This is a genomic window from Stenotrophomonas sp. 3diitr2024 (assembly GCF_042136455.1).
Classification (GTDB): Bacteria; Pseudomonadota; Gammaproteobacteria; order Xanthomonadales; family Xanthomonadaceae; genus Stenotrophomonas; species Stenotrophomonas sepilia.
The window spans coordinates 1-5798 of record NZ_JBHHMJ010000210.1 but is presented as its reverse complement, the minus strand read 5'-3'; the positions used below and the strand labels follow the sequence as shown (position 1 = coordinate 5798).

Genomic DNA, 5798 nt, shown 5'->3' with positions numbered 1-5798 from the left:
CCCTGGGTCGGGAGCAGGCTTGGCAGGACCGCTATCTCGGGGCTGACGCTCAAATTGACTGGCAGAGCTACTAAGCTTGGTTGGTTGCAGTAGCCGAGCATGGGCTCGGCTCTACAAAAGGAAACGCCGCCCTGGGGCGGCGTTTCTGCTTCAGCGACGGTCGGCGACGATGTTGCCGAACGTGTCGGTGTAATCCTTGAACTCGGGTATGCGCTGGATCAGGTCCGCCGGAATCACTTCCATGCCCTCCGGCGGCTGGATCTTCACCGGTTGCATGTTGGGATCGGCCGGGGCGGCGACCAGGGTGTTCTGGCGCAGCACCTGCAGCCTGCCGAACATCGTCTGCAGCATCTGCTTCTGCCCTTCGTCCAGCGGGATCTGGATCTCGTCCACCTTCATCGTGCCATCGCCGAGGATGATGATGTTCGGTGCCGGCGGGCGACGCACGGTCACCATCCCTTCACTGACGGAAATCTTGGGCTTGCCGCGCTCGGCGCGGTGGTTGCGGTAATCCTTGTCACAGCCGACCAGGCCCAGGCAGAGCAGGGCGGCCAGCAGCAGGAACAACTTCTTCATGGCATTCGGTTCGGGGGCGTCCGGGGCCGCCATTGTAAGCCGGTCGGCACATGACGGCCGGCAGCGGGACGCCGCTGCCGGCCGGGTGCGCTGATCTGTCACAGGCCTAGCGCTGGACCACGGTGTCCTTGCCGCAGTCGTCGACGTCACTCTGGTCCATCGTTGCGTAGGGCTTGAACGCCGGCAGCGATGCGGCCAGGGCCTGCTGGCTGGCCAGCATCGCCGGCAGGCGCTCGCAGATGCGCTTTGCCTGGGCCTCGATCTTCGCCGCCTTGGCGTTGATCCGCTTCTCGATGCCATCGCTGTCGCCGCTGAAGATGCCCTTCAGGGCCTCTCCGGCAGCACTGGCGCCGAGCTTGGCACCGGCCAGGCCGACATCCATGCCGTCCATTGCAATGGCGACCACGTGGCCGCGGTACTCCTGCAGTTGGCGGCGCTGGGTTTCGTTGGCGGCCACTTCCTTGCCGGCGATCAGCAGGCGGCCATCCGGGGTGATCTCGGCACGCGGCTGCTTGTCGGCCGAGATCTTGATGTTGCCCTGGGTGATGTCCTTGCGGGCATCGTCCATGGCCTCCTTGACAGTCTGGCCGACGCCGCTGGTCGCGTCGGCCACGCTTTTGCCGACGGTGGTATCAGGCATGGAGGACGTGCCGCCGCAGGCGATCAGCGGCAGGCACAGCAGGGCGGCAGGCAGCACGCGCAGCAGATTCATGGCAGTTTCCTCGATCGATCCGTTAGCGGTTACTTTTTACGGGGCAGGGTGACGGTGCCACTGACGTTGCGGTGGCCGACATCGCCGCTGCCGCTGTGGTCGACGGTCAGGCTGCCGCGCACGCCATCGACCTGGATGTCCCCCGAGCCGTGGCTGCGCACATGCACATTGCCGCCGATGTCGGACAGATCAACATCGCCCGAGCCGACCACACCGACCTCGACGTTGCCTTGCACGCGCTTGAACCCGATGTCGCCGGAACCGACCGTGTCCAGTCGTGCGTTGCCGCGGACATCGCTGATCTTCAGGTCACCCGAACCGACAGTGCCGGTGACCGCATCGCCACCGATGTTGCGCACCTTGACGTCGCCGGAACCCAGCGAAAGCAGGTTCAGCGAACTGCCGCCATCAATGTCCAGGTCGCCCGAACCCACCGCTGCGTGGATGCTGCCGCGGGTGCCACGCACGATGGCATCACCGGAGCCGACATCCACGCTCAGCGACTGCGCGTTGTCCACGCTGGCGTCGCCGGAGCCGACCTTCAGCTGCAGGGGCAGGTTGTCCGGCACGCTGCCACGGATGTCCAGCCAGGCGTAGCTGCTGCCCAGGCTGATGCCGCTGTCGCGGCCCTCGCGGCGCAGGCTCACCACCAGCTTGTCGCCCACCCTGCGCTGGTCCAGTACCAGCTGGTCCAGCCATTCCTGGCTGGACGCGCAGGCGCGGCCATCGAGCTGGCCAGTGCCCTTGCCGGCGACGACCTTCAGGTCGTGCTGGTTGACCTCGAGCACCACAGCCCTGGCACCGGCCACATCCAGCTTCAGCGTGCGGGCGGCGGTGAACTTGCAGTTCGGAGCATCGGCGGCCAGCGCCGACAGCGGCAACAGCAACAACGCAGAACAGGCGAGCAGGGAACGCATGGGTGGTGCCTCCGGGTGGATGGAATCAGATCTCGCCGGCGCGCTTGCGCAGACGGATGGCAAGGACGATGAACACGGCGCCGATGGCGGCGCCGATCCACAGTTCCGGCATCGCCAGTGACTTCAGCTGCGAGGCCGGCGACATCAGGCTGACCACCGATTCGAGGTCGCGACGCGTGCCTTCCTCGGCGCTGAGGCGATACACCAGGTCCGTGCCCGGTACGCCGCCCAGCAGCAGTCGGCCAACGATGTTCTGCCAGAACCAGCCCGTGGTCAGGCCGATCAGCGGCATCACCTTGGTGGTGCTGACGATGACGCCTGCGAACAGCGGCAGCATCACCGCCCACAGGAACGGCTTGCTGCGGGCCCAGGCCGAGCACAGCAGCAGCCAGCCGGCGGTGGGCAGGGCCCACAGGGCGTAGACCGGGATCCAGGCCAGGTGGCCGGCGGCCAGGGTCAGCGGGCTGGCCGGGCCCCAGATCAGGGTCATTGGGCTGCCGCCGTGCATCAGCGCGACGATGCTGATCACCAGCATGAAGCCGAACATGGTGATGATGCCGGCGATCACCGCGATCAGCGGGGCCACGATCAGTGCGCTGATCACCTTGGACAGCACGGTCTGGGTATCCGACAGCGGCAGTGACTTCCAGAACAGGATGCTGCGGTCGCGGCGGTCGTCGTACAGGGCACCCAGGCAGTAGAAAAACACCACGAAGGCCAGTACCAGGAACGGCCAGGCCGAGCTGAGCACCAGGGTCAGGTCGAGGCCGTTGCCGAGGTCAGCCAGGTCCTTGGCACTGATGTCGCGGGTCAGCAGGGCCAGGTCCAGGCCGTTGATGTTCACGTCTTCGCCGTCGATGTGCAGGCCACCATCACGCGCGGCCCGGTGCAGGGCGAACAGGCCGAAGGCGATGCCGATGGTGCTCATCACCAGCGAGATCAGGCCGGCGATCAACGGTGCATACAGGAAACCGCCACGGTTCTCCCAGTACTCGCGCTTGAGCAGCCAGCGCAGGGTGCCCATCGGGCTGACGGGGTGGTTGACGGCATTCATGCGTAGGTCCCCTTCATGATGGCGACGAACAGATCGGCCAGGCCCGGGCTGCGGGTCTCGCCAAGGGTAGAGAGCTGGGTACGCGGCACGCCGTCGAACAGCATCACGGTCTTGCCGAACGCCAGGCTGCGCTCGTCGATCGGCTTCAGCGCACGCGCGGTCTCCAGCTGGTCGGCATTGACCAGCAGCTCGGTGTAGCGCTGGCCGACGTCGTCCATGTCCGCGTCGAGCACGATGCGGCCATCCCGGATGAACATGACGTCGCTGAGGATGTGCTCGATCTCTTCCACCTGATGGGTGGTGACGATGATGGTCTTCTGTTCGTCGAAGTAGTCCTCCAGCAGGCGCTGGTAGAACTCCTTGCGATAGAGGATGTCCAGGCCGAGAGTGGGCTCGTCCAGCACCAGGATGCGGGCGTCGATGGCCATCACCAGCGCCAGGTGCAGCTGCACGATCATGCCCTTGGACAGTTCGCGCACGCGCTGCTTCGGTTGCAGCTTGGTATTGGCCAGGAAGCGCTCGCAGCGGGCCCGGTCGAAGCGCGGGTGCACGCCGGCGACGAAGTCGATCGCCTCGCGCACCTTCAGCCAGCGCGGCAGCACAGCGACGTCGGCGATGAAGCAGATGTCATTCATCAGCTCGTCGCGATGCAGTCGCGGATCGCGGCCGAGCACGCTCAGGTCGCCTTCCACCGAGGTGAGGCCGAGGATGGCCTTCAGTGCGGTGGTCTTGCCGGCGCCGTTGGGGCCGATCAAGCCGACGATGCGCCCGCTCGGAATGCTGAAGCTGGCGTTGTCGAGGGCTACCGTGGTCCTGTAGGCCTTGCGCAGGCCTCGCGCGGTGATGACGGGTTCGCTTGCAGTGCTGTTCATCAGACGTTCCCCTGGGGCAGCAATTCGTCAAGGCTCAGGCCCAGGCGCTGAATGCGCTCCAGCACCGCGGGCCATTCTTCGTTGAGGAAGCGCTCGCGCTCGCTGCTGCGCAGCTGCGTGGCCGCCTGCTCGGTCATGAACATGCCCAGGCCGCGGCGCTTCTCGACCAGGCCTTCATCGGCCAGTTCCTGGTAGGCGCGCGAAACGGTGATGGGGTTGAGTTGATAGTCGGCGGCCACCTGGCGCACCGAAGGCAGGGCATCGCCCGGCTTCAGGATTCCGTCGAGCATCATGGCGATCACGCGCTCCTTCAATTGACGGTAGATGGGAGCGCCGTCGCTCCACTGGATGTCGCTCATATTCAGCTCCGTGGGGTCAGCGGCTGGGCGAACGAGAAATACGGCATGGACAGGGAGCTGTGCAGCCGACGCGGGGGAGGGGGGGAGGAATCGGCGTTCCCGGCCGGTGCAGCGGTTGCGTCCTGCGCACTGTCGGGAGAGGCGGGGGTGGTGGGCGTGGCCAGCCAGGCCAGCACGATCAGGGTCGAAACAGCAGCGGCCGCGGGTGCGGTGAGGTTGCGACGGATGCGGGCGTTCATGGCTTCCCCCCTGTCTCAGGTGACTGGTGTTGTATGCAACTATAACACCGGCACGCCTGGGTGCAACCCCCTGCCGTCCCCAACTGATGGCAGGGGTGGTCAAATTGCTGAAATATCCTCTTATCCATTTGATTGGAAAGGGAAATAAATTTGATGTGCGGTCTGGTCCAGTTCCGCCTGCCATTCAGTGTTGTCCATGCTATGTCATCACTGCGCCGTCGTTGGTAAGGCCAGCGGGAAGACGCCACGCCGCGCAAAGCCGCTGGCGCTTGCTGCAACAAGGGGGGGCGAGGGGCGGTGCTATAGTTCGGCCGATTCCCGGCCGCTACCGGCCGGCCCTGTGAATGGCTACCGCGGACCGCTCTCGATGCCCCTGCCGACCGTTATCCCGCGCCGCCTGCGCGGCCTGTCCCTGCTGACCCTGCTGGTGGCCGGCCTGGCCGGTTCCGGCCATGTGCTGGCGGCCGATCTGCTGGACCTGGAGTACCGCCCACTGGCCAGCAAGCAGCAGGTCAACCTGCAGCAGCGCTACCACGGGCAGGTACTGCTGGTGGTCAATACCGCAAGCAAGTGCGGCTATACCCCTCAGTACGAAGGCCTGGAGGCGCTGCAGAAGCGTTATGCCGGCCGCGGCTTTGCCGTGCTCGGTTTCCCGTCCAACGATTTCAAGGGCCAGGAGCCCGGTGACGAAAAGCAGATCCAGGATTTCTGCACGCTCACCTACGGCGTCAGGTTCCCGATGTTCGAGAAGGTGCATGTCGTCGGTGCACAGGCCACGCCGCTGTACCAGAGGCTGACCGCGGCCACCGGCGTGGCGCCGGGCTGGAACTTCCACAAGTACCTGGTCGGCCGCGATGGCAAGGTCATTGCCCAGTTCGCCAGCAAGGTAACGCCGGACGATCCGCAGCTGACCGCCGCCATCGACAAGGCGCTGGCCGCAGCCGCCACGCATTGATATCCGGCACGGATGCCTCGACATCGACGGCATGCGTGCGACAATGTTTCTTTTCGCGCCGACGTCGGCGCCCAGACACTTCCAGGAATGCAGCGAATGAAGATGGGAATGCGC

General features: G+C 65.6%; 8 protein-coding genes. 1 reads left to right on the top strand and 7 read right to left on the bottom strand.

From position 1 onward, the window contains the following. Nucleotides 1-150: 150 nt before the first annotated feature. The 7 genes from ABGA94_RS04840 to ABGA94_RS04810 all read right to left on the bottom strand — a co-directional run bounded on the left by ABGA94_RS04840 (nucleotide 151) and on the right by ABGA94_RS04810 (nucleotide 4729). Nucleotides 151-576 carry a hypothetical protein gene (locus ABGA94_RS04840; protein WP_005417496.1) on the bottom strand — a complete coding sequence of 142 codons (426 nt, stop codon included), beginning with the start codon at nucleotides 574-576 and terminating at the stop codon, nucleotides 151-153. Between the two features lie 106 nt (nucleotides 577-682). Continuing rightward, complete coding sequence (locus ABGA94_RS04835; protein ID WP_375366539.1) at nucleotides 683-1288, bottom strand: hypothetical protein; 606 nt, start codon at nucleotides 1286-1288, stop codon at nucleotides 683-685. Between the two features lie 29 nt (nucleotides 1289-1317). Further along, nucleotides 1318-2205, bottom strand: coding sequence for a GIN domain-containing protein (locus tag ABGA94_RS04830; RefSeq protein ID WP_053499448.1), 888 nt, complete (start codon nucleotides 2203-2205; stop codon nucleotides 1318-1320). 25 nt (nucleotides 2206-2230) lie between these two features. Further along, nucleotides 2231-3259 carry an ABC-2 transporter permease gene (locus ABGA94_RS04825; protein ID WP_134955435.1) on the bottom strand — a complete coding sequence of 343 codons (1029 nt, stop codon included), beginning with the start codon at nucleotides 3257-3259 and terminating at the stop codon, nucleotides 2231-2233. Continuing rightward, entirely contained in the window at nucleotides 3256-4131 is an 876-nt protein-coding gene (locus tag ABGA94_RS04820; RefSeq protein WP_005417484.1) for an ABC transporter ATP-binding protein, read from the bottom strand. The genes ABGA94_RS04825 and ABGA94_RS04820 overlap by 4 nt, the downstream gene beginning before the upstream one ends. Then, nucleotides 4131-4490 (bottom strand): GntR family transcriptional regulator, encoded by a 360-nt coding sequence (locus tag ABGA94_RS04815; RefSeq protein WP_005417481.1) that lies wholly within the window; start codon nucleotides 4488-4490, stop codon nucleotides 4131-4133. Before ABGA94_RS04815 ends, ABGA94_RS04820 begins: the two co-directional genes overlap by 1 nt. A gap of 2 nt (nucleotides 4491-4492) precedes the next feature. Further along, a complete protein-coding gene (locus ABGA94_RS04810; protein ID WP_032954303.1) occupies nucleotides 4493-4729 on the bottom strand; it encodes a hypothetical protein in 237 nt (78 codons plus the stop codon). Between the two features lie 367 nt (nucleotides 4730-5096). Between ABGA94_RS04810 and ABGA94_RS04805 the strand changes: the two genes are divergently transcribed. Further along, complete coding sequence (locus ABGA94_RS04805) at nucleotides 5097-5684, top strand: glutathione peroxidase (protein WP_005417477.1); 588 nt, start codon at nucleotides 5097-5099, stop codon at nucleotides 5682-5684. Nucleotides 5685-5798 lie beyond the last annotated feature (114 nt).

Coding starts and splice junctions, on each gene's coding strand:
- ABGA94_RS04840 (WP_005417496.1), bottom strand. CDS start 576: ATGAAGAAGTTGTTCCTGCTGCTGGCCGCCCTGCTCTGCCTGGGCCTG.
- ABGA94_RS04835 (WP_375366539.1), bottom strand. CDS start 1,288: ATGAATCTGCTGCGCGTGCTGCCTGCCGCCCTGCTGTGCCTGCCGCTG.
- ABGA94_RS04830 (WP_053499448.1), bottom strand. CDS start 2,205: ATGCGTTCCCTGCTCGCCTGTTCTGCGTTGTTGCTGTTGCCGCTGTCG.
- ABGA94_RS04825 (WP_134955435.1), bottom strand. CDS start 3,259: ATGAATGCCGTCAACCACCCCGTCAGCCCGATGGGCACCCTGCGCTGG.
- ABGA94_RS04820 (WP_005417484.1), bottom strand. CDS start 4,131: ATGAACAGCACTGCAAGCGAACCCGTCATCACCGCGCGAGGCCTGCGC.
- ABGA94_RS04815 (WP_005417481.1), bottom strand. CDS start 4,490: ATGAGCGACATCCAGTGGAGCGACGGCGCTCCCATCTACCGTCAATTG.
- ABGA94_RS04810 (WP_032954303.1), bottom strand. CDS start 4,729: ATGAACGCCCGCATCCGTCGCAACCTCACCGCACCCGCGGCCGCTGCT.
- ABGA94_RS04805 (WP_005417477.1), top strand. CDS start 5,097: ATGCCCCTGCCGACCGTTATCCCGCGCCGCCTGCGCGGCCTGTCCCTG.